The 22,955-nt window shown below is 73.7% G+C and carries 23 protein-coding genes and 1 pseudogene; 12 read left to right on the top strand and 12 right to left on the bottom strand.

The window, feature by feature from the left end; translation table 11 throughout:
• Window positions 1–9: 9 nt before the first annotated feature.
• Window positions 10–522 (bottom strand): MarR family winged helix-turn-helix transcriptional regulator, encoded by a 513-nt coding sequence (locus FHX71_RS06310; RefSeq protein WP_182614917.1) that lies wholly within the window; start codon window positions 520–522, stop codon window positions 10–12.
• Between the two features lie 5 nt (window positions 523–527).
• Window positions 528–887: a nuclear transport factor 2 family protein gene (locus tag FHX71_RS06305; RefSeq protein ID WP_246402271.1), complete on the bottom strand. Its 360-nt coding sequence runs from the start codon at window positions 885–887 to the stop codon at window positions 528–530.
• Between the two features lie 155 nt (window positions 888–1,042).
• Between FHX71_RS06305 and FHX71_RS06300 the strand changes: the two genes are divergently transcribed.
• Both FHX71_RS06300 and FHX71_RS06295 read left to right on the top strand, forming a co-directional pair.
• Window positions 1,043–2,842 carry a zf-HC2 domain-containing protein gene (locus FHX71_RS06300; protein WP_182614916.1) on the top strand — a complete coding sequence of 600 codons (1,800 nt, stop codon included), beginning with the start codon at window positions 1,043–1,045 and terminating at the stop codon, window positions 2,840–2,842.
• A 430-nt stretch (window positions 2,843–3,272) separates the two neighbouring features.
• The gene (locus FHX71_RS06295) at window positions 3,273–4,067 is read left to right on the top strand and encodes an SDR family NAD(P)-dependent oxidoreductase (RefSeq protein ID WP_182614915.1); all 795 of its coding nucleotides are present in this window, start codon (window positions 3,273–3,275) and stop codon (window positions 4,065–4,067) included.
• Between the two features lie 21 nt (window positions 4,068–4,088).
• On the opposite strand, the gene FHX71_RS06290 is transcribed toward FHX71_RS06295, so the two are convergent.
• Window positions 4,089–5,435 (bottom strand): SLC13 family permease, encoded by a 1,347-nt coding sequence (locus tag FHX71_RS06290; RefSeq protein ID WP_182614914.1) that lies wholly within the window; start codon window positions 5,433–5,435, stop codon window positions 4,089–4,091.
• Window positions 5,436–5,487: 52 nt separating this feature from the next.
• A complete protein-coding gene (locus FHX71_RS06285; protein ID WP_182614913.1) occupies window positions 5,488–6,864 on the bottom strand; it encodes a homoserine dehydrogenase in 1,377 nt (458 codons plus the stop codon).
• Window positions 6,865–6,984: 120 nt separating this feature from the next.
• Here FHX71_RS06285 and otnK point away from each other — a divergent pair, with 120 nt between their 5' ends.
• From otnK to FHX71_RS06270, 3 genes are read left to right on the top strand one after another with little or no spacing between them, the layout of a single operon-like run.
• Complete coding sequence (otnK, locus tag FHX71_RS06280; protein WP_220489524.1) at window positions 6,985–8,244, top strand: 3-oxo-tetronate kinase; 1,260 nt, start codon at window positions 6,985–6,987, stop codon at window positions 8,242–8,244.
• A complete protein-coding gene (locus tag FHX71_RS06275) occupies window positions 8,241–8,954 on the top strand; it encodes a class II aldolase/adducin family protein (protein ID WP_246402267.1) in 714 nt (237 codons plus the stop codon). Before otnK ends, FHX71_RS06275 begins: the two co-directional genes overlap by 4 nt.
• A gap of 21 nt (window positions 8,955–8,975) precedes the next feature.
• Complete coding sequence (locus FHX71_RS06270; protein WP_182614912.1) at window positions 8,976–9,758, top strand: DeoR/GlpR family DNA-binding transcription regulator; 783 nt, start codon at window positions 8,976–8,978, stop codon at window positions 9,756–9,758.
• Window positions 9,759–9,761: 3 nt separating this feature from the next.
• Here FHX71_RS06270 and FHX71_RS06265 read toward each other — a convergent pair whose 3' ends face one another.
• Both FHX71_RS06265 and FHX71_RS06260 read right to left on the bottom strand, forming a co-directional pair.
• On the bottom strand, window positions 9,762–10,115 hold the full coding sequence (locus tag FHX71_RS06265) for a hypothetical protein (protein WP_182614911.1): 354 nt from the start codon (window positions 10,113–10,115) through the stop codon (window positions 9,762–9,764).
• Between the two features lie 5 nt (window positions 10,116–10,120).
• Entirely contained in the window at window positions 10,121–10,378 is a 258-nt protein-coding gene (locus FHX71_RS06260; protein WP_182614910.1) for a hypothetical protein, read from the bottom strand.
• A 235-nt stretch (window positions 10,379–10,613) separates the two neighbouring features.
• Here FHX71_RS06260 and FHX71_RS06255 point away from each other — a divergent pair, with 235 nt between their 5' ends.
• Window positions 10,614–11,414, top strand: a complete 801-nt coding sequence (locus FHX71_RS06255; protein ID WP_182614909.1) for a CHAD domain-containing protein — start codon at window positions 10,614–10,616, stop codon at window positions 11,412–11,414.
• A 76-nt stretch (window positions 11,415–11,490) separates the two neighbouring features.
• On the opposite strand, the gene FHX71_RS06250 is transcribed toward FHX71_RS06255, so the two are convergent.
• Window positions 11,491–12,459, bottom strand: a complete 969-nt coding sequence (locus FHX71_RS06250) for a helix-turn-helix transcriptional regulator (protein WP_182614908.1) — start codon at window positions 12,457–12,459, stop codon at window positions 11,491–11,493.
• A gap of 62 nt (window positions 12,460–12,521) precedes the next feature.
• Between FHX71_RS06250 and FHX71_RS06245 the strand changes: the two are divergent.
• Window positions 12,522–12,692: pseudogene (locus tag FHX71_RS06245) on the top strand (SRPBCC family protein); the annotation flags it as partial.
• A gap of 90 nt (window positions 12,693–12,782) precedes the next feature.
• Here the strand turns inward: FHX71_RS06245 and FHX71_RS06240 are convergent.
• Window positions 12,783–13,355, bottom strand: coding sequence for a dihydrofolate reductase family protein (locus FHX71_RS06240; RefSeq protein WP_182614907.1), 573 nt, complete (start codon window positions 13,353–13,355; stop codon window positions 12,783–12,785).
• 185 nt (window positions 13,356–13,540) lie between these two features.
• On the opposite strand from FHX71_RS06240, the gene FHX71_RS06235 reads away from it, so the two are divergent.
• Window positions 13,541–14,221: an alpha/beta fold hydrolase gene (locus tag FHX71_RS06235; RefSeq protein ID WP_182614906.1), complete on the top strand. Its 681-nt coding sequence runs from the start codon at window positions 13,541–13,543 to the stop codon at window positions 14,219–14,221.
• Between the two features lie 11 nt (window positions 14,222–14,232).
• On the opposite strand, the gene FHX71_RS06230 is transcribed toward FHX71_RS06235, so the two are convergent.
• A complete protein-coding gene (locus FHX71_RS06230) occupies window positions 14,233–15,159 on the bottom strand; it encodes a S1C family serine protease (protein WP_182614905.1) in 927 nt (308 codons plus the stop codon).
• Between the two features lie 257 nt (window positions 15,160–15,416).
• Here FHX71_RS06230 and FHX71_RS06225 point away from each other — a divergent pair, with 257 nt between their 5' ends.
• From FHX71_RS06225 to FHX71_RS06215, 3 genes are all read left to right on the top strand, one after another.
• Window positions 15,417–15,887: a carboxymuconolactone decarboxylase family protein gene (locus FHX71_RS06225; RefSeq protein ID WP_182614904.1), complete on the top strand. Its 471-nt coding sequence runs from the start codon at window positions 15,417–15,419 to the stop codon at window positions 15,885–15,887.
• A 270-nt stretch (window positions 15,888–16,157) separates the two neighbouring features.
• The gene (locus FHX71_RS06220) at window positions 16,158–16,931 is read left to right on the top strand and encodes a MerR family transcriptional regulator (RefSeq protein WP_182614903.1); all 774 of its coding nucleotides are present in this window, start codon (window positions 16,158–16,160) and stop codon (window positions 16,929–16,931) included.
• A gap of 52 nt (window positions 16,932–16,983) precedes the next feature.
• On the top strand, window positions 16,984–17,682 hold the full coding sequence (locus FHX71_RS06215) for a GOLPH3/VPS74 family protein (RefSeq protein WP_182614902.1): 699 nt from the start codon (window positions 16,984–16,986) through the stop codon (window positions 17,680–17,682).
• Between the two features lie 74 nt (window positions 17,683–17,756).
• Here the strand turns inward: FHX71_RS06215 and FHX71_RS06210 are convergent, their stop codons facing one another.
• The 3 genes from FHX71_RS06210 to FHX71_RS06200 form a co-directional block, all read right to left on the bottom strand.
• On the bottom strand, window positions 17,757–20,153 hold the full coding sequence (locus FHX71_RS06210) for a beta-galactosidase (RefSeq protein ID WP_182614901.1): 2,397 nt from the start codon (window positions 20,151–20,153) through the stop codon (window positions 17,757–17,759).
• 102 nt (window positions 20,154–20,255) lie between these two features.
• Window positions 20,256–21,968, bottom strand: a complete 1,713-nt coding sequence (locus FHX71_RS29675; RefSeq protein ID WP_182614900.1) for an acyltransferase — start codon at window positions 21,966–21,968, stop codon at window positions 20,256–20,258.
• 47 nt (window positions 21,969–22,015) lie between these two features.
• Window positions 22,016–22,609 (bottom strand): hypothetical protein, encoded by a 594-nt coding sequence (locus FHX71_RS06200; RefSeq protein WP_182614899.1) that lies wholly within the window; start codon window positions 22,607–22,609, stop codon window positions 22,016–22,018.
• Window positions 22,610–22,742: 133 nt separating this feature from the next.
• Between FHX71_RS06200 and FHX71_RS06195 the strand changes: the two genes are divergently transcribed.
• Entirely contained in the window at window positions 22,743–22,952 is a 210-nt protein-coding gene (locus FHX71_RS06195; RefSeq protein WP_182614898.1) for an EF-hand domain-containing protein, read from the top strand.
• Window positions 22,953–22,955 lie beyond the last annotated feature (3 nt).

The following is a 22,955-nucleotide window of genomic DNA, read 5'->3' as shown; positions in this document are numbered from 1 at the left end:
TGGTGTCGCTCAGGGGTGGTCCGCGGGGCGCGGCAGCGTCCCGTGCTCGACCAGGCGGTCGTAGATGCCCTCGAACGCGCCCGCGAGCTGCCGGGTCTGCGCGTCCGAGAGCGCGTCGAGGAAGACGGAGCGCACGAACGCGATGTGCCCCGGCGAGGCCCGTCCGAGCAGGGCGCGTCCCTCGGCGGTGAGGGTGACGTCCTTGGCCCGGCGGTCCCGCGCGTTCGGGGTGACCTCGACGAGGTTCCGGCCGGCCATGCGCAGCACCTGGTGGGACACCCGGCTCCGTTCGGCGCCGATGCGTGTGGCCAGGTCGGAGACCGTCATCCTGCCGTCCTGGTCGCTGGTGAGCGCGACCAGGACGTCGTAGTCCGCCAGCGAGACGTCGGCGTCGGCCTGGAGCTGGTGGTTCATCTCGTACCGCAGGCGCAGGTGCACCTTCATGAAGGCGTACCAGGCGCGCACCTGGTCGTCGTCGAGGAACGCGAAGGGCGACTCGGGCGGGACGTCGTAGCGACCCATACGGCTCAGCGGAACAGGACGGTGTAGACCTTCGCGAGGAGCCCGTCGCGGACGAAGCCCATGTCCGTGCCGCGGACCACCGGCGGCGCACCCTCGGGCCCGAGCGCCCACGCCAGGTAGCCCAGGTCCTGCACCTGGTAGAAGTCCCCGTCCGGCCGGAACACGAACCCGGGCGCCCCGTCGAGGATCTCCCGCACCTTGGCGTCGAGTGCCTCGTGTCCCTCGACCTGGCCCTCGGCGTCGGCGAAGACAACGTCCTGCGTGTACGTCCGGCGGATCGCCTCCGCCCGGCGGTCGGCGTCGCGCTCGCCGAAGACCTCCAGCAGGTTCGCGCGCATCAGCTTCTCGAGACTCGGGTCCGACATGACACCCTCCAGATTTACATGAAGTTTCACTCAAAATAGGTGCCCGCCGGCCGCTCGTCAAGCCGGTCGTGCGTTGACGCACATTCTGCGGTTCGTCGAGCGGCGCGTGCCCGACCTCGGTGGAATGGTCCCCGAACGGGAGGGGATCAGCCGGTATGACTGCCGCACGCGCGCTGCAGATCGACGACTGGGTGCTGCACCGCCCCAACGTCGTGCGCTCCGTCGCGGCACGCGTCCCCGGCATCGACGCCGAGGAGGCAACCAGCCGCGCGCTGGAGAAGATGGTCCGCATCGTCTCCACCGGAAAGACGATCGAGGACCCCGCCCCGTACTGGCGCAGGGCCGCCGTCAACGAGGCGATCTCCATGACGCGCGAGGCCGGCCGCGCCCGACCGGTCGAGGACGACACCCTCGCGGCCCTGACGCCCCCGGTCGCGGGCGCCGAGCTGGACGCGGAGCGCGAGGTGGACGTCTCCATGCTCCGCTCGGCGCTGTCCGACCTGGCCGACGACGACCGCAAGATCCTGCTGGACCGGCACGTCCGCGACATGGCCGTCGCCGACATCGCGGGTGACCTCGGGGTGCGCCCGCACGCCGTGACGATGCGGCTACGGCGGGCCGAGGAACGGCTCGCCGGGGCGTTCGCCGCCGCGCACGCCCAGGAGGTCAACGAGCCCGAGTGCCGTGCGACCCGTGCCGCGATGCACGACTACCTCAAGGACCGGCTCCTCCCCCGGCGCCGCGGCCGGGTCGAGGCCCACATGGACGGTTGCGCGGAGTGCACCCGGGCATTCGTCGACGTGCGCGAGGTGTCGTGGATGCTCCGCGACCTGGGGCAGCACCTCGTCGCCGGCGCCCTGGCGACGGGCGCGCTGGGCACCGCGGCGGTGGCCGGGGCCGCGGGGGCCGGCGCGGGGGCGGCCGGGGCCGGGGCGGCGGGCGCCGCGAAGCCGCCGTTCGGCAAGAAGGAGGCCGCGATCACCGCCGGTGTGATCGCCGCGCTGGCGATCGGCGCCGGGGCCGCAGCCCTGGTCGCGAACCAGCCCGACGACCCGCCCGCCGCCGAGTCGGCCGCGAACCCCGGGGCGGGTGAGGGTGCGGGTGGTGGCGGTGCGGGCACTGGTGCGGGTGGAGGCGGCGGCGCAGGAGACGGCGCAGGCGCAGGTGGGGACGGCGCAGGCGAAGGAGCCGGCACGGGTGCGGGCGACGGCACAGAAGACGGCGGTGGTACGGGTGGAGGCAGCGCAGACGGAGGCGGCACGGACGGCGATGCGGGCAGTGCTGACGGGAGCGGCGGCGCAGGTGAGGGCGGCGAGAGCGGTGCCGAGCCGGGCGCGAACGCGGACGACGGCACTGCAAGCGCAGGAGACGGCGGTGCGGGTGACAGCGACGAGCCCGGACGGGACGGCACCGGAGGCGGCGCAGCCGACGGAACGAGCGGCGGAGCAGCCGGCGGTGCCGATGGTGCCGCGCCGGACGGCGATGCGGGCGGCGCGGGTGACGACGGCGGTGCTGAAGCGAACGACGGAGGCACCGACGACCCCGCGAGCGCCGGCGAGATCGCCGACGCGGTGTCCGACTGGTTCGCCGGGCTCGACATCCCGGGGACCGGCTCCGGTGACTCAGGTACGGACGACGCGGGCACCGCGACGGGCACCGGCACCTCCGGGAGCGACGCCGCGGACACCCGGGCCGGCGACGCGACAGAGGGCAACCGTGCCGGCGGTGACCCGAACGGCACAGACGGCGCAGATTCCGGCGACCGCGCAGATGCCGACGGCGCGGACGGACAAAACAACACCGAAGGGCAGAGCAGCGCGGACGGCGCGCAGCCGGGCATCGGCGCCGAGATGACGAGCTGGTTCGCGCGGCTCGGCGTCGCGGGGATCCCCGCGTTCCTCCTGCTGGTGTTCATCCTGTGGCTCTGGGACCGCTGGTCCCGCGCCGACGACTGACCGTCACGCAGGGCTCCCGCGAGCGTGCGTCTCGACCTGCCCGCAGCGTCTGTTCCACACCTTCGCGGCGCTGGGGTGAGGTTCCGGTTCGGGCGGCTGGGGGCAAGGTGTGGATTTGGAGGGGTGGCCGGGTGGGCTGGATTTCGATCGGCTGCGGCCCGCATCTTCCGGCTGTGCCGGACAGTCCGGTCTGGATGAATCGGGCGGGGCCGGGCCGAACGAAATACACCCCACCCGGCCACCCCGCTCTGAGTCGTGTCTACCCTCCGGGCGGTCAGCGCGACCGCCGTGGAGCAGTGGGCCCGTCAGCCTGAGCAGGCCGCGCCGTCAACCGGCAGGCGGGTCGGCCGGCGAGGCAGCACAGTGGGACAGCGCGGCAGCGCACCGGACCGGACAGCGGGACGACACAACGAACACAGCAGGGGGAACGATGCGGATCGACCTGACCGGCAGGACCGCGCTCGTGACGGGCTCGACGCAGGGCATCGGCCGCGCCATCGCAGCGACGCTCGCGGACGCCGGGGCCCGCGTGGCGATCAACGGACGGCGCGCCGAGGGCGTGGCCGCCACGATCGACGAGCTGCGTGCGGAGTCGGCGGACCGCGTCCTGGTGGCCGCGGCGGGCGACGTCACCGACGCGGCCGGGACCGATGAGGTGCTCGCCGCCGCTGGCGACGTCGACGTGCTGGTCAACAACCTGGGCGTGTTCGGCGCCGTGCCGCCGCTGGAGATCGACGACGACGAGTGGCGGCGGTACTTCGAGGTGAACGTGCTGGCCGCCGTCCGCCTGATCCGCGCGACCCTGCCCGGCATGACCGCGCGGGGCTGGGGGCGCGTGCTGAACATCGCCAGCGACTCGGCGATCGTGATCCCCGCCGAGATGATCCACTACGGCGTCTCGAAGACGGCGCTGCTGGGCGTCTCGCGCGGCTTCGCCAAGGAGGCGGCCGGGACCGGCGTGACGGTCAACTCCGTCATCGCCGGCCCGACGCACACCGGCGGCGTCGAGAACTTCGTCTACGAGCTCGTCGACGAGTCCCTGCCCTGGGACGAGGCGCAGCGCGAGTTCATGCGGCTGCACCGCCCGCAGTCGCTGCTCCAGCGGCTCATCGAGCCGGAGGAGATCGCGAACATGGTGGCCTACCTCAGCTCACCGCTGGCCTCCGCAACCACGGGAGCCGCCGTCCGGGTGGACGGCGGCTACGTGGACTCGATCGTGCCGTGAGAGCCGGCCTGCGATGACCTGTCAGGCCCAGAGGAAGGGCACGACCATCGTCAGCAGCGTCACCACCGGGCCGATGATCACCATCGACAGACCCCAGATCGTGAGGTCTCGGTTCACCTTCGGTCGGTCGTGCTCCACGGTCGAGGCGACGATGGTCGCTCCGGTGGTGCCGAACGGCGCGCAGTCGACCAGCGAGGCGGAGATGGCGAGGGCATAGATGAAGCCCGTCATCTCCAGGCCGCCGCCCGGGATCAGCAGCGGGACGGCGAGCGGGATGAGCGCACCGATGATGCCGATGGTCGACGCGAACGCCGAGACCAGGCCGGCCACGATGCACAGCACGAGCGCCGCGACCAGCGGCTGGCTGACCGAGCGCGCGGCCTCGCCGAGCTGCTCGATGGCGCCGAGCCGGGTGAGCACCTCGACGTACGTGATGATGCCGCCCAGCAGCAGGATGGTGCTCCAGTCGATCCGCGAGATGCCGCGGCGTCCGACACCGGGGTCCACGAGCGCGAGGATCACCGCGATGGTCAGGGCGACCACGCCGAGGTTGATGTCGACGTCGAGCGTGGTGAGCAGGAAGAACCCGCCGATCAGCACCAGGATGGAGATGATCACGAGCGCCTGCAGGGCCGTGATCTTCGCCGGGACCTTGGTCTCCGTGCGCTCCAGCGTGGCGACGCCGCCGCCGGAACCGCCGGCCGGGCCGCCGGACGCACCGGTGCCGCCGGTCCCGCCGTCGGACGCCGCGCGGGCCTGCCGCGTGCGCTGGATCAGCTCGCGACCGCCGAACATGAAGAACGCGGCGAGCACGACCAGGCCGTTGACGCCGACCGACAGGCCGAACATGAGGCCCGCGTTGTACGGGATGTCCGCGCTGGAGGCGACCGTCTGCACCGTGATGCCGACGATGCTGGTGGGCGCGAGCGCACCACCGACGATCGCGGAGCTCATCGCGATACCCATCATGGTGGAGCTGATGCGGTGGGTCGCCGCGAGGCTCATCGCGATGGGCACCACGGCGAACGCCGCGTGCGAGGTGCCCAGGCAGGCCACGCCTGTGGCGATCAGCCACAGACCCCAGGGCAGCAGGGCCACCCGGTCGCCGATCAGGCCGAGCGAGCGGTCCACGAGCCAGTCGATGGTGCCGGTCTCGCGCGCGATGCCGAACAGGTACGTGATGCCCACGAGGATGATGAGGGCGTCCACGGGGAACCCGCTCAGCACGTCGTCGAGGCCCTCCCCGACCACGCCGATGCCCACGACGAACGCCGCGACCAGCGCGAGCGCCCCCATGTGGACGTTGCGCAGCGCCGAGATCCCGAAGACCAGCGCGAGCCCGATCAGGGCGATGATCTCGGCGGTCATGCCGTCTGCTCCTTGCGTGAACGTGCGGACTGCGTGCACGGGGCGAGAATCGTCATCGATCGTCTCCGTTCGTCGTGGTGGTCGCGGCGGTGCCGGCCAGGTAGGCGGCGAGCGCGGGCTCGTCGACCCCCTCGACGTCGGCCAGGCCGATCAGGCTGCCCGCGGCGACGGGACGCGCGAGGCGTGCGCCGTCGAGCAGGTAGTAGGGGGCGACGGCCTCGGCCGGGTCGATCATCACCGGGGCGACGCCGGCGATCTCGTGGTGGTGGCCCTCGACGCGCAGCGTCGTGCCGACGGCGAGGTCCTCGGCCGCGCGGGCGGCGAGCATCATGGTCCAGCGGGCCGGCAGGGCCGGGACGCGGTCGACGGCGGCGTGCACCGTCAGCGGCGTCTCGACGCCCATGTAGTGGTACGGCCAGTAGATGCAGGCGTACTTCCCGTTGCGGCTGATCACGTGGCCCTTGCCACGCAGCAGCTCCCAGACCGTGGGGTCCCCGGTCCGCACGACGGCGAACACGCCGCCGGCGAAGCTCGCCTCGCCCGGCAGCCGGAGCGCCGAGAAGACGTCGACGACGCCGTCGTGCTCCAGGATGCCGCCGTCCTCGCGGGCGGCGTAGATGTCGGCGAGCTCCGCGATGCGGGCCACCGGGTAGTGCATCGCCTCGACGTCGGCGGACGTGCCGGTGCGGGTGGCGACCACGGTCATCTCGCACGAGTCGGCCGCGGCGGCGCGCTTGAGGCCGGTCACGGCCTCGGCGCGGCGGGCCAGGGTGCCGGCCACGTCGTCGCCGAGCTCCAGCAGGTTGAGCAGCGCCGGGGCCTCGACCGTGACGCCGGCCTGCGTGACGCGGCCGGTGGCGGGGTCGAGCTCCAGGTCGTACTCGCCGGACTTGCCGAGCGCGACGATGTCGAGCCCGACCGCGCTGACCCAGTCGACCAGGCGCAGCAGGTTGGCGGGCTGGTCGCCGTCGCCGGGGAGGTAGCTGAGGCCGTTCGCGGCGGCGCGGGCGCCCAGGTCGGCACCCACCACGGTGTCGACCTCCTTGCTGACCATGACCACGTGCGTGCCGTGGTCGAGCGCGGCCGAGGCGTAGCCGAAGCCGGCCGCGACACGGCCGCAGGCCTCGACCAGGACGTCGATGACCGTCCAGTCGAGGGCGTCCTGCGACGCGACGAGCGCGACCTGGCCCTGCTCGACCGCGCGCGCGGTGGTCGCGGGGTCGGCGGACTCGGCGACGCGCTCGGCCGGGTAGCCCAGCTCGTCGAGCATGCGTCGCACCCCGGCGGTGTCGGGGTCGACCAGCACCACCGGGCGGATCTCGGGCGTGAGCGCGAGCTGCGCCAGGAACGTGCGCCCGTAGCCGCCGTTCGCACCCGTCAGGGCGACGCGGAGGGGGGCTCGCGTCCGGGAGACGTGATTGAGGATCACCGTTGTTCCGATCGTCGTGCACCCGCTCGGCGTTCGAGCGGGCTGGCGGCCACTGTGCCACAGTTTCCAACATCGTCCAACTTCGCATCAAATACTCACACGATGTGAGAAGATCTGATCATGCTCGGATCCATCGCCGACGACTTCACCGGCGCCACCGACCTCGCGACCATGCTGCGCGCCTCAGGTCACCGCGTCTCCGTGGTGGTCGAGGACGGCACGCTCTCCCCCGCCCAGCTCGCCGAGGTCGACGCCGTCGTGGTCGCGCTCAAGACCCGCACCGCGCCCCGCGCCGAGGCCGTCGACGCCTCGCTCGACGCGGTGGCCCGCCTGCGCTCGTGGGGCGCCGACCGCTTCTACGTGAAGTACTGCTCGACGTTCGACTCGACCGACGACGGCAACATCGGCCCGGTGCTCGACGCCGTGGCGGACGCCGTGGGCGCGGAGCGCGCCGTCGTCGTGCCGTCCCTGCCGGCCAACGGCCGCACGGTCTACCAGGGGCACCTCTTCGTGGGCGCCGACCTGCTGGAGAACTCCTCGATGCGACACCACCCGCTGACGCCCATGACGCGCTCGCGGGTCGCGGACCTGCTGCGCCCGCAGACGCCGCACGACGTCGGCGAGGTGCCGCTCTCCGCCGTGCGCCGGGGCGCGGACGCCGTCCGCGACGCGCTCGACGCCGCTCCCGCGCGCTACACGGTGGTCGACGCGATCACCGACGAGGACCTGGTGGCGATCGGCGCGGCCACGGCCGGCGACGTCCTGGTCTCGGGCGGCTCGGGCCTGGCGCTCGGCATCCCCGGGCCCCGGCTGCCCGACGCCCTGTGGTCGGCCCCCGCGTCCGGGCGCGGCGCCGTCCTGTGCGGCAGCGTGTCGACGACGACGCTGGCCCAGATCGCCCACGCCGCCCGGACGCAGCCGGTGCGGCTCGTCGACATCGCCGCGGCGATCGCCGACGAGCAGGGCACGGTCGCGGAGCTCGCCGCGTGGGTCGAGGAGCAGTCCCCCGACTCCCACCCGGTGGTGTGCGCGGCGCGCGAGCGCTCGGACGTGCGGTCCCACCTCGACGGCGTCGAGGTGGCGCCCGTCGTCGAGCGGGTGCTCGCCGGCGTGGCCCGGCTGCTCGTGGAGCGCGGGCTCGTGACGGCGCTGATCGTCGCGGGCGGCGAGTCCAGCGGGGCGGTGGTGCGGGCGCTCGGCGTGGGCGCGCTGCACATCGGCCCGGAGCTGGCCCCCGGCGTGTGCTGGGCGGCGGGTGCGGTGGACAGCGCCGCCCCCGAGCCCGGCGGCGACCCCGGCCCGACCATCGCTTTGGCGCTCAAGAGCGGCAACTTCGGCGGCGAGGATCTGTTCACCCAGGCGTGGGAGGTGCTGGTATGAGCGCCGCGACCGAGCCGACGACGAGCGGCGCGACGAGCCCGGCGACCAGCACATCGGCCGGCCCGGCCTCCGACCCGATGGCGGCCCTGATCGAGGCCGGCCGCCAGCTCGTCGAGGCGGGCCTGAGCCCCGGCAGCAGCGGCAACGTGAGCGTGCGCGACGGCGACCGCATCCTGATCAGCGGCACGGGCACCTCGCTGGGCCGGCTGACGCCGGACGGCATCGCCGAGGTCTCGCTCGACGGCACCCACCTGGGCGGCGCGCGCTTCTCCAAGGAGACGCCGCTGCACACCGCGTTCTACCAGCGCGAGGACGGCTACCGCGCCGTCGTGCACGTGCACTCCCCGCACGCCGTCGCGCTGGCGTGCCTGGAGCCGTGGGCAGCGCACAACGCGATCCCGCCGCTCACGCCCTACTTCGTGATGCGGGTGGGGCAGACGCCGCTGCTCCCCTACCGGCACCCGGGCGACCCGGCGCTGGGCGACGACCTGCTGGCCGCGCCCTGGCCGCTGCGCGCCGCGCTGCTGGCCAACCACGGCGCCGTCGTCGCCGGGGCGAGCCTGGACGAGGCGGTCGACCGCGCGACCGAGCTCGAGGAGGCGTGCCGGATCGCCCTGCTCACGGCGGGTTCCGAGCGCCGTGAGCTGGCACCCGACCGCATCCGCGAGCTGGCCGACAGGTGGCGCAGCCCATGGACCCCGGCGTCCTAAACTGACGCGCAGGAGGCGATGATGGCGAAGACGACGGCACTGATCCCGGAGCAGCGCAGGCAGCAGATCCTGCGGCACCTGCGCACGGAGCAGGTGCTCAGCTACCGGCAGATCACCGCGCTGCTCGGCATCAGCCAGATGACCGCGCGCCGGGACGTGGCCCTGCTCGCCGAGCAGGGTCGCGTCAAGGCGACGCAGGGCGGGGCGACCCTCGTGACGCGGCTGCTGAACGAGCCGCGGCGCGCCGAGAAGGCCGTGACCGGCCTGGCGGAGAAGACCGCCATCGCGCGGGCGGCCGCCGAGATGGTCACCAACTCGATGACGGTTTACCTCGACGCCGGCACGACCGTGCAGGCGATGCGGCCGTTCCTGGAGGAGCGCACCGGGCTCACGGTCGTGTCGAACGACCTGAGCACGGTGCTCGCGTTCCTCGACCACCCGAGCGTGGACCTGATCAGCGTGGGCGGGCGGGTGGACCCGGACAACCAGTCCACGATCGGCCGGCTCGCGGCCCTGACCCTGGCGGAGCTGTCGCTCGACATCGCGTTCCTGTCGTCGAGCTCGTGGGACGCGCGGCACGGCGTCACGACGCCGGTCGAGGCCAAGATCGAGGCGAAGCGCGCGGCCATGGCGTCGGCGACGACGACGGCGCTGCTCGCCGACAGCGGCAAGTTCGGCAGCTACGCCAAGTACCGGGTGCTGTCGCTGGACGAGCTCGACACGGTGGTCTGCGACCTGGCGCTCGACGACGCCGACGCCGACCGGATCGAGTCCCTGGGCGTCGACGTCGTCCGGGCGGGCTGACGATCAGGCGCTGATGCGGCCCTTGGCCGCTCGGGTGTCCCCGTCGCCCTTGGAGCGGGTGGCCTTCGCGGCGGTCCTGTCCTTCGCGTAGCGCTGACGCGCCGCCTCACCGGTGGTGCCGAGCACCATGCCGATCTTGTGCCAGGAGAGGTTGGCCGCACGAGCCGTGCCGACGGCGTCGCGCATCACGTGGTCGGCCTGCCGGATCAGGAGCTCGCGCTCCGCCATGGCGCGCACGAGCACCACCTGGGGCGGGAGCTCGTCGGTGCCGACGTCGTACACCTCGGCCTGGTCGACGTCGAAGTTCTCGAAGCGGCGCTCGATCTCGGCGAGCTCGTCGGGCGTGAGTTCGGACATGGGCTTCACCTCCTGCTTCGTCGCGGCTGCTCCGCGAGGTACTTCGGCCGTGCCGGGCGCATGGCGTGCGCGACGATCTCTCGACCGCTGCGCTCGATGGTGCCCACCTCCATGATGCGGCCGGCTCGGTCGGGGCCGATATACATCGTCATCCCGTCGGACTGCACGATCACACGAATGGCGTTCGCGATCACGTGGAGAAGGTCGTCGTCGGCATAACCGCGCTTGCGGGCGCTGTCGATGATGACCAGTTCTGTTCGCATCGTACAAGCATGACTTGGCAAGGTCAATGTGCCAAGTTGAACTTGCGAACGCCGGCCGTTCGCCTGACCCCCGAACGTGTCAGACGTACAGGTCACCCGGGTGACCTGTACGTCTGACACGTCCGGGGTGAATGGCCGCCCGCAGCGATAGCCTGGCGGGATCGCCAACTCCGACGCCGGTACGACGCGCCCCGGGACCGCGGGCGAGCTGCTGACCCTCGCGGTCGGCGACCTGGTGCGCCGGGTCCACGACGGCGTCCCGGCCGCGCTGGCCGACGAGCCCGACGCCGTGCACCGCCTGCGCACCTCGGTGCGGCGCCTGCGCAACGTGCTGGCCGCGTTCAAGCGGTACCTCGACCGGGACGCCGCCGCGGAGCTCCGCTCCCGGCTCAAGGAGCTCGGCGACGTGCTCGGGAAGGCGCGTGATCTGGAGGTCCGGGCACAGCAGGCCGCGGCGGCGGCCGACGCCGCCGGCCTCGACGACGCGACCCGCTCCGCCCTCGTGGACCCGCTGCGGACGGCCCACCTGCACGCGCACGCCGAGGCCGTGCGCTGGGTCCGGTCGGAGCGCAGCCGCGACCTGGACCGGCTGCTGGCCGAGTGGGCCGCGCGGCCCCGGCTCGGCGACCGGGCGGGACAGCCGGCCAAGAAGGCGGCCCGCCGCGCCGTGCGCCGTCAGGCCGCCCGCACCCTGGAGGCCGCGCCCCGGCTCGCCGACCCGGAAGCCGCCCACGAGCTGCGCAAGGCCGCGCGCCGCCTGCGGCACACGTGCGACGCCGTCACCCGCGAGCCCGTCCGGCTGCTGGGGCGCAAGGCCAAGGACCTCGGCGAGGTCGGCCACCGGATCCAGTCCGTGCTCGGCGACCACCGCGACGCCCTGCTCCTGGCCGAGCACGTCCGCGACCACGCGCGGCTGCGCACGGACGACTCCCGAGCGTACGACGACGACGTCGACCGGTGCCAGGGCCGCGCCCTGTCGGCGCTGGCAACCCTTCCGGCGGCCCTGGGCGACCTGCAGCGCCAGGCCCGGCTCTAGCCGCCCGCCGCCGAGATCGGTCCGGTGCACCGAGACCGGTCCATCAACCGACCGGTCTCAACGCAACAGACCGATCTCACTCCCCAGGGCTGCCAGGGTCCTCCGCAGCAGCCGCCAGGCGGGCCGCCAGCGTCGCCACCGCGGCCCGGAGCTCCGGGCCCTCCTCGACCCGGAACGCGAAGGGCACGCTCGCCAGCCACTCCTGCGCGTACATCGCAGGGTTGCGGGTGGTGCCGGTCAGCACGCACCGCCGCTCCCCCGCCGCCTCGAGGCGGCCCATCTGCGCGCCGACCCAGGGGGCGACGTCGGCGAGCGGGGCCTCGAAGACGACGCGCGTGGTGAACTGCCAGCCGGTGCCGAGGTGCTGCTCCAGCGCCGCGACGGGGTCGAGGTCGGCGGGCGGCTCGAAGGGCCGGTCGGTGTGCTCGACGGCGAGGACGCGGTCGACCCGGTAGGTGCGCACGGCGTCGGCGCGGTGCGAGTGGCACAGCAGGTACCAGCGGCCGTACCGGACGACGACGGCCCACGGGTCCACCTCGGCGTCCCACTCGCTGCCGGACTCGCCGCGGTAGGTGACCCGCACGCGTCGTCGGGCCGCGACGGCGGCGACGAGCTCGCTGGTCACGGCCGTGTCGGGGCGGGCCGCGTACCGGTCCGGGGCGGCGGAGGCGTGCTCCCGCAGGGTCGCGGCCTGGCGGCCGACGTCCTCGGGCAGCGCCCGGATCACCTTGCCGAGGGCGGTGTCGACGAGGTCGTCGGCCTCGGGGTGGCTGTCGAGCACGGCCATGACCAGGCCGAGTGCCTCGGTCTGCGTGAACGTGACCGGCGGGAGCCGGGTGCCGCGCCCGAGGCGGTAGCCGCCGTGCGGCCCCCGGGTCGAGGTGACGGGGACGTCCGCCTCGCGGAGGATCTCGACGTACCGGCGGGCGGCCCGCTCCGTGACGCCGAGCCGCGCACCGAGCTCCTCCGCCGTCGTGCCCGGGCGGGTCTGCAGGATCTCCAGCGCGCGCAGCGCGCGGGCGGTGGGGCTGGTCTCGGACGGCACCCCTGCAGGTTAGGCGCCCGCGGAGCCTCGGCGCGCGAGTGGGCCGCGCCCACCCCAGGGTGGAGACGCGGGTGACCGTGCAGCTCGACTGGGCCCCCGAGGGCGCGACCGAGAAGATCGGCAACGCGCTGAACTTCGACGACCGCCGGGTCCAGGGTGACCTGGCGCGGTTCAAGGAGTACATCGAGTCGCGCGGCGTCGAGACCGGGGCCTGGCGCGGCGACGTGAGCTGACCGCAGCCGCCCGGCAGGGCAAGTGAGCGCCGTCCCCGTGCCCTCTGGCACGGGGACGGCGCTCCGTTCGTCCGGCGTCGTCCGGCGGGGTCAGCGCACGACGTCGAAGACCTGCTTCTGGATGCCGTTCTTGTACGCCTCGTGCTCGACGAGGCGCAGCTTCTGGGCCGCCTTGTCGGTGTCGCTGAACAGCGGCTTGCCCTGGCCCAGCAGCACCGGGAAGACGAGCAGGTGGTACGAGTCGATCAGCCCGGCGTCGGCGAGCGCCCGGGTGAGGCTGACGCTGCCGTGCACCTGGATCTCGTCGCCGTCGGTCTCCTTGAGGCGGGCGACGTCGTCGAGCGAGCGCAGGATGGTGGTCTCGCCCCAGTCGCCGGCCAGGTCGTCCTCGGGGAGCGTCGTCGAGACCACGTACTTGGGCAGCGCGTTGTAGCGCTCGAACTCGGCCATCTGCGGCCAGACGGGCGCGAACATCTGGTAGCTGGCGCGGCCGAGCAGCAGTGCCCCGGCCTCCTCCTGCTCCCGGGCCTTGAGCTCGTACGCCTCCTGCACCGGCTCGACCGTCTTGAAGGTCCACTCGGTGTTGTGCAGCTCGGGGTCGCCTCCGGTCGGGTCGACCTTGCCGTCGAGCGAGACGAAGTGCGTGGCGACGATGGTGCGCATGGGTGGTTCTCCTGTCGTGGCGGCCGCGCGGCGGCCTGCTGCGGGCGTTTCTACGGGGATGGACGGGAGTGTCGCGGCAAAGTCATCGGTGCCGCGCGGGAATTTTGATCCGGAAGCGGATCGTCCGGAATCGGTCCTACCGTAGGCGTGTACGGGAAACAGCTCGAGTACGGGAGACGAGAATCATGGACATCCTGCTCATCGGTGGCCTCTGGCTCGACGGTTCGGCCTGGGACGACGTCGTCCCCCAGATCGAGGCGCTGGGCCACCGGCCGGTGCCGGTCACGCTGCCCGGCCAGGGCGACGGCCGCACGGGCGTCACGCTGGACGACCAGGTCGCCACGGTGCTCGCGGCCGTGGACGCGGCGTCGGGCAAGCCGCTGGTCGTGGGGCACTCCGCGGCGTGCACGCTGGCCTGGCTGGCGGCCGACGCACGGCCGGAGGCGGTGGCGGGCGTCGTGCTGATCGGCGGGTTCCCGTGGGACGACGGCAAGTCGTACGCCGACCTGTTCCCGATCGTGGACGGCGTCATGCCGTTCCCCGGCTGGGAACCGTTCGCGGGGCCCGACTCCGACGACCTGGACGACGAGACCAAGGCCGCGGTGGCCGCCCGGGCCGTGCCGGTCCCTGAGGGCGTCGCGAAGGGCGTGGTGCACCTGTCCGACGAGCGCCGGTTCGGCGTGCCGGTCGTGGTGGTGTGCCCGGAGTTCTCGCCCGCCCAGGCCCAGGAGTGGATCGACGCGGGCGACGTGCCGGAGCTCGCGCGGGCCAAGCAGGTCGAGCTGGTCGACCTCGACTCGGGGCACTGGCCCATGTTCACGCGCCCGGCCGAGCTCGCGCGGCTGCTGGTGGACGCGGCCGTGTGACGACGGCGTCCTCACGGCGCGGTGACCAGCTCCTGCGGGAGCACCACCGCGTCGACGAGGGCGCCGTTGCGCCAGACCGTCACCTCGGTGCGCCGGCCGATGGCGTCGCCGACCATGAGGCGCTGCACGGCCGTCGTCGTCACGACGGTGGCGCCGTCGATCGCCACGAGGATGTCGCCGCGGCGGATGCCCGCGAGGTCGGCCGGCGAGCGCGCGATGACCTGCGCCACCTGCATGCCGGTGCGGGAGCCGATCCGCTCCGCGACCGGTTCGGGCAGCACCACCTGCGTGCCCGCGATGCCGAGCCATGCCCGCCGCACCCGGCCGGTGTTGACCAGCGTGGCGATGATCGCCCGGGTCGTGGTGTTGATCGGCACCGCCAGGCCCAGGCCGATGCCCGCGACGGCGGTGCTGACGCCGACGAGCCGGCCGGCCGTGTCCGCGAGCGCGCCGCCGCTGTTGCCGGGGTTGAGCGCGGCGTCGGTCTGCACCACCTCGTCGATGATCCGGCCGGCCCCGGTCGGCAGGGAGCGGCCTAGCGCGGACACGATCCCGGCCGTGACGCTGCCCGCGAGCCCGAGCGGGTTGCCGACGGCGACGACGAGCTGACCGACGCGTAGGCCCGCGGCGTCGCCGAGCGTGAGGGCGGGTGGCACGTCGTCGTCGGCCCGGAGCACGGCCAGGTCGGAGAGCGGGTCGCGGCCGACGACGCGCGCTCCGACCTCCGAGCCGTCGGAGAAGGCGGCCCGCACATCCGTGGCCGACTCCACGACGTGCGCGCTCGTGAGCAGCAGCCGGTCGCCCGGGATCACCGAGGCGCTCCCAGCCCCGGCGCCGCGCGCCGTCCGCACCGACACCGCCGCGACCGACGGCAGGACGGCGTCGACGACGCGCACGATCGACGCCGAGTAGGCGTCCAGCGCCTCGGAATCGTCCATGGGTCCATCACACCGCGCGACAGGCGCGGCGGGAACTGGATTCGCCACGGGCAGACAGGGCCGGCCCTCCCCTCTCCTTCGAGACCTAGGTTTCTTCGCTCTGGGGCGCCGCAAAGCGAAGAAACCTAGGTCTCAAAGGGAAAGGGTCGGTCCCGGTGGGGCGGCACCGGGGGGGTCGGTCACGTTTTCGGGGTGGTTCCGGTCAGGTGTGCGGGCCCGCGACGCGGGCCGCAACCCTGACCTAGGAGGACACCCACATGGACGCCAGGATCGACTACTTCGGCAACCCCCTCGCCGGAAAGGTCCTGCGGCACCTCAACTCCGCGAACAAGCTGATCGTGGACTCGACGCTGCCCGCCGTCACCCAGGAGCTCGTGAAGATCCGGGCCAGCCAGATCAACGGCTGCGGGTTCTGCACCGACATGCACACCAAGGACGCCGCCGCCGCGGGCGAGACCCAGCTCCGGCTGAACCTGGTCGCGGCCTGGCGGGAGGCGACCGTGTTCACCGAGCCGGAGCGGGCCGCGCTGGAGCTCGCCGAGGAGGGCACGCGGCTGGCCGACGCCGCGGGCGGCGTCCCGGAGGCGACCTGGGAGCGGGCCGCCGCGCACTACGACGACGACCAGCTCGCCGCGCTGATCTCCCTGATCGCGCTCATCAACGCGTACAACCGGATCAACGTCATCAACCGGCAGCCCGCCGGGGACTACGTGCCCGGCCAGTTCTGACGGTCCCCCAGGGCCCGGCCGGCCTGACGCCGTCGGCCTAGCGCCGTCCGACCAGACGCCGTCGGCCCCGCAACCCGCGAACGGGACTCCCCTTCGAGACCGACGTTTCTTCGCTCTGACGGTACGCAAAGCGAAGAAACGTCGGTCTCGAAGGGGACCGGGCACCTCGCGCCGCGGCGGCACGCTCTCGACCCGGCTTGACTGTGTCCCAAGGACATAGTTTGAACTGTCGTTCGTCGGCGGTCCGCCGGCGGACGAGAGGAGCCGACAGTGGCCTGGAGCACGCGCCAGCTCGCGGAGATCGCGGGCACGACGATCAAGGCCGTCCGGCACTACCACGAGATCGGTCTGCTGGACGAGCCCGCGCGCAAGCCGAACGGCTACAAGCAGTACGAGACCGCCCACCTCGTGCGGCTGCTGCAGATCAAGCGGCTGAGCGACCTCGGCGTGCCGCTCGCGCAGATCGCCACGATGGGCCGCGCCGACCAGGAGCCCGACGAGGCCCTCCGCGTGCTCGACGCCGAGCTGGAGGCGACGATCAGCCGGCTGCAGCGGGTGCGGGCGGAGCTCGCGGTCATCCTGCGCCACCGCGCGCCGGCCGACCTGCCCGCGGGGTTCAGCGCCGTCGCGCGCGACCTCGCCGACGTGGACCGCTCGATGCTGATGATCTACGCCCAGGTGTTCGACGACGACGCCATGGACGCCCTGCGCACGATGATGAACGAGCAGCCGCCGACGGAGGCGGACGACCAGTTCCAGACGCTGCCCGCCGACGCCGACCGGGCCACCCGGCAGGCCCTCGCCGAGCGGATCGCGCCCCTGATGGAGCAGCAGCTCACCGCCTACCCCGCGCTGGCCGAGCCCGCGTCGCACTCGCTGCACGGCCCCGACGTGATGGAGAGCGCCGTCGTGCAGGCGCTGCGCGAGCTGTACCACCCGGCCCAGCTCGAGGTGCTCTACCGCGCGCATCTGATCGTCACCGGACAGACTGACGACCGGCTCGACGACGAGGCGCTCGTCGTCGGCCGGGGCCCCCGATCCTGACGACGCCGACCATCCCGACGATCCTGACCACCCCCGACGAACGGACGAGACGTTGACCGCACCGACCACGCCCGACACCTCGCTCATCGCCGAGGACCTGCTCCTGCTGCTGTTCGACCCCCGGTCCGGCACCATCGCCGGCGAGAACACCCTCTTCTACACGCTGGCGGGTGCGGTGCTGACCGAGCTCGCAGTGGGCGACCACGTCGAGATCGACAGCAAGCCCGGCCTGACCGGGCCCAAGATCACCGCGAACGCCGGCAGCCCGCCCGCCGACCCGCTGCTGCGCGAGCGCTGGGACCTGCTCGTCCAGAAGCCGCGCGGCTCGCAGACCTTCCTCGCCGAGGTGGGGCCCTACCTGCGCGAGCCGCTGCTCGACCGGCTCGTCGAGCGCGGCCACGTCGGCCGCGAGAAGCGCAAGGCGCTCGGGTTCATCCCCACCACGGCCCTGACCGACGGCGGCACGCCCCGCCGGGCGGAGCTCCTCGCCGCCGTCCGCCCCGTGCTGACCGACGGCGCCGAGCCGGACCCCCGCACCGCGGTGCTCGGGGCCCTGCTCTCCGCCAGCGGCAGCCTGCCCGTCCTGAACAGCGACATCCCCTGGTCCGGCGCCGTCTACACGCGGGGCAAGGAGCTGGAGCAGGGCGACTGGGGTGCCTCGGCGGCCGGCGAGGCGGTCCTGCGGACCACCATCGCGATCGCCACCTCGAGCGCGGCCATCGCGATCGCGTCCGTCCAGAGCAACTCCTGACCCTTCGTTGAGTGCGGGCTATTCGTTGAACCAACGGTCGTTGTGCAACGAATAGCCCGCACTCAACGAAGGGGTCAGGGCAGGGGGCGGGGGCGGATCGCGGTCAGCGACGCCGTCCGCACCTCCAGCAGCGGTTCGTCCGACGTCGGACGCACCCGCGGGTCCACGTACACGCCCGACGACGGCGACCAGGCGAACGCCCGCAGCCACAGGCCGTGCGCGCGGATCTCGGCGCGGTACGGCGCGAGGTCAACGTCGAACCGGCGGCCGGACCAGAACTGGTCCGCGATCAGCCGGTCGCCGGCGTGGACGCGCATCACGTCGCCCGTCCAGTCGAGGCTCAGCAGCACCCGCTCAGCGCCGTCGAAGACGTCGTCGGGCACCGGCACCTGGACGGGGACGAGCGCCGCGAAGTCGGCGTCGTCCGCGGCGGACAGCCGGCCCGCGCTGCCGTCCGTACGCACCGGCGCGACGGCCGCGGCGTCGAACCGGGGTACGGCGACCGGCCGGGACGTGTCCTCGCCAGGGACGGTGTACCGCGCGAAGCGGCTGCCCTCCCCCGGGACCCGCGCGTATCTGCCCGCGGTCAGCGCGGGCAGGACGTCGACGGTGCGGTCCTCGGCGTGCGGCACGAGGCGGAAGGCCTCGCCGTCGAAGTACCCGCTCCCGTCCCACAGCACGACGGACTCGCGCCCGTCGATCATGCCCTGCCACACGGTGTCAGCGAGGGTCGGCGGCAGGAACACCAGGGTCGTGTCCCCGACGACGACCTCGGCGGCGAGCCCCGGCGCGGCCGTCGGCGCGGCGACGACGCGGACACCGGCACCGGGCGCCTCGGGCGCCGGCGCCTGCGTCCGGAGCACCTCGACGCCCCCGATGTCCGCGGGATCGACCCCCTCGATCTGCAGCTCGACGTCGACGCCGTCCGTGGTCGCGAACAGGAAGACCGGGCCGTCGGCGGTGTCGAGCCGCGTGATCGGCTGCGCGGGCACGGTGAGCGCGGGCACGGCCCCGAACCGCTGGCGCAGCGGCCACGCCGCGGACACCCCGGAGCGCAGCGTGCAGGGCGCCGTCGGCACGGTGACACGGTGCGGGCCGAGGTCGACGTCGAAGCGCACGTCCGCGACGTCGGGCAGCGGGGCGAGCGCCGGCTGGTGGTTGTTGACGAAGAGGTAGCCGCGCTCGACGTCGCCCCGGACGGACCAGCGCACGTCGCCCGCGCCGGAACCCTCAAGACCGCCCGGCAGCACCACCGGGTAGGCCGCGAGGTCCGGCCCGAACTCCGCCAGGAACAGGTGCTGGCGGCGCAGCCGGTGGTAGTGCGGGCGCTGCTGGCCCGCAGCGCCGACCGGCGCCCAGAAGTCGTAGTCGCGCACCGGCAGGTCGTTGGGGTAGCCGGTCGCGTGCGACTCCTGCGTGGTGGAGAGCTCGCCGAGCACCTGGGTGGCCCCGTGGTAGAGGTAGTAGCCCTGCCAGGCCGACCCGCTGCCGAGCTTGGTCAGGGCGAGCGCGGCGACGTCGTCGGCGTCCACGTGGGGGCGCCGGTGGTAGGCGACCTGCATGCCGCCGCCCAGCTCGCAGGTGGCGAACGGCCACGGGTCGTCGGCACCGTCGGCCGCCTCGCCCGTGACCGGGCCGTCGCGCAGGTCGGCGCCGACGGTGAGGTCGTCGCGCACGGTGCTGAACGTGTAGTGCAGCGCCCCGAAGGCGGGCCAGCCGGTGGTCGACTCCTCCCAGAAGCCGTCGGAGTAGCCCGCGTACACCGGCAGCACGCGGTTCTCCGGGAGCCGGGCGCCGCCCCAGCCGGTCGCGAGCCACAGGGGCGCGCGCAGGCCGGCGTCCTCGGCGAGGTCGCGCAGCGTGGCGAGGTGGTCGGGCTGGTCGTAGAGCTCGTTGTCGACCTGGATGCCGATCACGGGCGCGTCGGGGCGCCCGGGGCCGCGCGTGAGGTCGCGCACCTGGTCCCCGATCGCGGCGTACCAGCCGCGGGCGAGGTCCACGTAGGCGGGGTCGTTCGTGCGGTGCGCGACGGGCAGCGCCTGGAGCCAGTCCGGGAAGCCGCCGTTGCGCGTCTCGCCGTGGGCCCAGGGACCGATCCGGAGGACGACGTCGAGGCCCGCCCGGGCCGCGGTCAGCACGAACCGGCGCAGGTCGCGCGCCCCGTCCCAGCGCACGTGCCCGCGCACCTCCTCGTGCACGATCCACAGCAGGTACGTCGCGACCACCGTGACGCCGCCGGACCGCATCGTGCGCAGCTCGGCCTCCCACCGCTCGGGGCGGTCGCGGCTGAAGTGGTACTCCCCCATGACGGGGAACCAGGGCCGACCGTCGCGCTCCAGGTACCGGCTCGTGAGGCGGACGGCGTCCGGCGTGCCCGCGGGGTCGCCCATCTCCAGGGGCGCCGGCTGCACGGGCGGCGCGGCCGGGACGCGAAGGTGGCGGACGGTCGGCTGTGCTGGGAGGTGGCTCACGCAGCCGACCCTACGAAGCCCCGCCCCGCGACGACATGCACGGATCGACGCCGCACATGGACGATCGTGCGGCGGCCGGACCCGGACCCAGCCTGCGACAGGTCAGCGCGTCCCCGCGACCGGCGCCAGCCGCACCAGCGGCTCCGGGGCGTGGACGCCGCGCGGCCGGTAACCGAGCGAGTCGGCGACGCCGAGGTAGTCGGCCAGGTACCAGACGATGCTCAGCCACATCTCGGTGCCCTGCAGCCCGGGGACGCCGTCGGGCCCGTCGCCGCGCGGCGCGAACGCGATGCCCGCGCCCTCCGACCAGGTCTCCAGCGCCCGGTCGAGCTGCTCGCGCGCCCAGGCCTCGCCCTCGGCGCGCCGGTGCGCGGTCTGCTTCGCCGCGAGCCAGAGCGGGTGCACGATGTCGAGCACGTTGCAGGCGGTCCAGCCGTCGGGGGTCGCGAGCACGGGGTCGGCCGCGTGCTCCAGCACCGTGTCGACCGCGGCCTCGGGGTACGGCAGCGGCAGGCCGAGCTGGGCGTACGAGCCACGGGTCAGGCGGTAGAACCCGTTGACGGCCTGGAGCCAGCGCGGCGCGGGCTGGGGCGCGCCCCACAGGCCCGTGGCGGGGTCTGCCTTCGCCGTCAGCCAGCCGAGCAGGCCGTACAGGGGGCCGACGCCGCCGTCGGGCAGCTCGTCGCCGAAGTCCGCGATGTTCAGGGCGCAAGCCGTGGCCAGGGAGTCGACGGCGGCTCCGCTCCCCCAGGCCTGGGCGCCCCAGTCGCGCGATTCCAGGGCGCCGACGACGTCGCGGTCGCCCAGCGCGTGCACCGCGCGGACCGGGTGCGGCAGCCGCGCCCCGAGCAGCCGGACGGCGTAGCCGACGCTGAGCACGTGGTAGGCGGCGTCGCCGTCCGTGGGCGAGAGCGGCTCGCCCGGGACGAACGGCCGAGCCAACCCGTCGTCAGAGAGGTCTCCGTCCGGGATCAGCCCGGTCGCGGGGTCCTGGCGGGCGGTGAGCCGCCGGACCAGGTCGGCGGCGTCGAACCCGGGCGGCGTCGTCCCGAGCAGCAGGTCCGCGATCTCGACGGCGTCCGCCCACGGGCGCACGGCGGGCGCGAGCGGGCCCGCGGCGGCGGAGGGCCGGTCCACGAACCGGCCGTCCTCGAAGCAGCGGGCCAGCACGTCGGCCGCCTGGGCGCGGGCCCGGTCGCCGAAGGCGGCCAGGCGGGCGCCGAGGTCGGGGGCGGGCGCGCCCTTCGTCTCCGCGCGGCGGTCGCGCAGGACGCGGGCGGGGTTGCCGGCGACGACGGCCCAGTCGGGCACGTCCTTGGTGACGACGGCGGCGGCCGCGATGACGACGTGGTCGCCCACGGTCACGCCGTCGAGGATCGTGGCGTTCGAGCCGATCCACACGTCGTCGCCGATCGTGATGCCCTTGCTCCAGGTGTCCTGCTGGAAGACCGGGCGGTCGTTCGCCATCTGGTGGTTGAACCCGAGGATCGAGCTGTGCGCGCCGATGCGGACGCCGTCGCCCATCCGGATCTCGCCGCGGACGACGGCGAACGGGTTGACCGAGCAGTCCGCGCCGATCGTCAGGTCGCCCGAGAGGTAGGCGAGCGCGGCGACGTAGGTGCGGTCGCCGAGGGCGAGCCGGTCGCAGTACACGGCGGCGTTCGGGGCGACGAAGACGCCGTCGCCGAGCACGGCCCCGGCGTCGGCAAGCTCGCGCTGGCGCGCCGTCTGCGCCGCACCCTCCGCCGAGGCGGGGTCGTACTCCCAGGGGAGGAAGTCGACACGTCGGACGCCTTGAGCCGCTGAGTGATCCACGCGGCAACCCTATCCAGGCGCCGCGCCGAGGCGACGGCGCCGTCCGGCTACCGGCGCAGCCCCAAGGAGCGCAGCTCCAGGTCGGCCAGCCGGCGCACGACCTCGGGGTCGCCGTCCCGCCACGCGCCCATCGGGTCGTCGGAGACCTTGTTCAGGGCCCGCAGCGGCTGGTTCGTCAGGGCCCGCAGCGCGAGCAGCGCGGGGTCGGCTCCGAGCATGCGCCGGCCCGCGCTCGCCCGCCGGATGAACCGGATCCGCAGCGGCACGTACAGCACGGCGAGCAGCAGCACGGGCACCAGGAACACGGCGAGCCCGGCGAGCAGCGCGACGTCGGCGACGGTCTCGGCCTGGGAGCGGCCGGCCTCGGCCAGGTTCTCCGCGGCGGACGCGGCGCCGCTGAACGGCGCGGCGAGGTCGTCGCCCACGCCCGGGATGCCGTCGATCCGGCCCTCGACGTCGTGGAACCGGCCGGCCATCTCGTCGGCCGCCGACGCCGTCGCGAGGCCGGGCTCGCCCAGCTTCATGGTCGCGGTCCAGACCTCGCGCCCGGCCCACGCCCAGCCCGCGGTCCACGCGAGCAGCAGCAGGTCACCGAGCGCCTGACGTGCGCCCCTGGCCGGAGCGGCCGCGTACAACCTCATGGTCTGGTCCTCCGGTGTCGACGGGCAGCACGCCGCACCGTATCGGACTTACGGACCATCAATTCCACAACCGGCCAAACCGATATGTGGTTGCATACTCCACGAATTGTTTCCGACATCGCGAGGTATCACCATGGCTGCCAACGACGAGCTGACCCGCACCTTCGTCGAGTTCGACGCCGACGGCGACGGCCACATCACCGCGGACGAGTTCCGCCGGGCGATGGCCACGCGCGGCGAGGAGACCACCGACAAGGACCTCGACCAGATCTTCGGCAAGGCCGACCACGACGAGGACGGCAAGATCAACCTCGACGAGTTCACGATCGCCTGGGACGCCTGAGCA

Origin of the sequence: Promicromonospora sukumoe (assembly GCF_014137995.1) — a bacterium.
GTDB classification, from domain to species: domain Bacteria; phylum Actinomycetota; class Actinomycetes; order Actinomycetales; family Cellulomonadaceae; genus Promicromonospora; species Promicromonospora sukumoe.
Note: the sequence above shows the minus strand (reverse complement) of the source record. Positions and strands in the feature narration are given on the sequence as shown.